Annotated in this window: 2 protein-coding genes; both read left to right on the forward strand. The window is 38.7% G+C overall.

The genetic code is table 11. From position 1 onward, the window contains the following. Window positions 1–141: 141 nt before the first annotated feature. Entirely contained in the window at window positions 142–513 is a 372-nt protein-coding gene (locus I6F44_RS19475) for a hypothetical protein (protein WP_197174407.1), read from the forward strand. 68 nt (window positions 514–581) lie between these two features. Then, window positions 582–1,007 (forward strand): hypothetical protein, encoded by a 426-nt coding sequence (locus tag I6F44_RS19480; RefSeq protein ID WP_197174408.1) that lies wholly within the window; start codon window positions 582–584, stop codon window positions 1,005–1,007. The last annotated feature ends 227 nt before the right edge of the window (window positions 1,008–1,234 follow it).

A 1,234-nucleotide genomic window follows, 5' to 3' on the forward strand; every position in this document is an offset into this window, starting at 1 on the left:
TAAAAAGCAAATTCCCATAGCATAAACAACACCAACTCTGACACACCGAGCAGGTAGCGCCTCAGTCCAACAAGCGATTATGCAACACAAACTGCGTGTCGCATAAATACTAAAGTGTTATGTTTCTTAAGGATGAAATAAATGGATCTTAAAGAATTTATATCTGAAAGTATTGTGGAGATCGTTGAAGGAATCGTCGATGCTCAATCAAGGATTAAATCAGATGATGCGCTCATCGTTCCTAGTGTGCATAACGTATTCACTCAGTCCAAAAGCGGGGGTACAAACCTCGCTATCGGTTGGGATAAAAAAGGAAATTTAATTAATTCTGTAGAGTTTGATGTGGCAGTTACATCAAGTGAAGGAACTGAAACTAAAGGTGGAATTGGAGTAGTTGCTGGTATTGTAGCTTTAGGGTCGCAGGGGAAATCGCTAGAGAATAATCAATCTATATCACGGCTGAAGTTTCGCATACCTATTAGTTTTCCTAGACACGATGCACCAGAAACATAACAAACCAATTATACCGACCTCAACTTGCTGCGCTCTTTTCGTCGGCATATTGGGGCGTTAGTTGCCTTATGAATATTTTACCACTGCTCGGATTAAGTACTATTAAATTTGGTGATTCTAAATATCAAGCAATTGAGTTATTTGGAAAACCAGATGAAATAGAAAATGAGTTAGGCAAAGATGGAGTTAGTTCAGAAATATGGAATTTTCAGTCTCTAGGTGTACGGCTATATTTTGATCCTGATTTCAATTTTATATTGTGGGATGTATCTATATCTTCTGACGCTGCTCAGTTAGATGGTATAAGACCAATCGGTCTCAATGAGTCTGAATTATTGGCTAGTTTTCCTGCTTTAGTGTTAGAAGTTAGTGACGGTATATTTAAAGAGTATGTGAATTCGGAATATGAACTAGTTTTTTTCCTTCGTAACGGTATAGTCAAACGCATAGATGTTTCGCCCAACCTAGATAACTATATAAAAAGGTTTGGTTAAGTCGGCAACTAACAAGCGCATGAAGACACGATTCACAGCGCTTTCACATTGGTTGCAAAAGAACAACGGCGCAACCAATTGCGCCAGCACTGCTCACGGCTTATGCGGGCGTTGAGGTTGTAGAATTACTCTTTTTAGGAACGTATTCTACTATTTCAAATTGATTGCTTTTTAACCTTGAACCCATCCGTTCGCTGTGATCTAATAGATATTATTCACCCACGGTA

This window comes from Pseudoalteromonas sp. NZS11_1, from assembly GCF_015864275.1.
GTDB classification, from domain to species: Bacteria; Pseudomonadota; Gammaproteobacteria; order Enterobacterales; family Alteromonadaceae; genus Pseudoalteromonas; species Pseudoalteromonas arctica.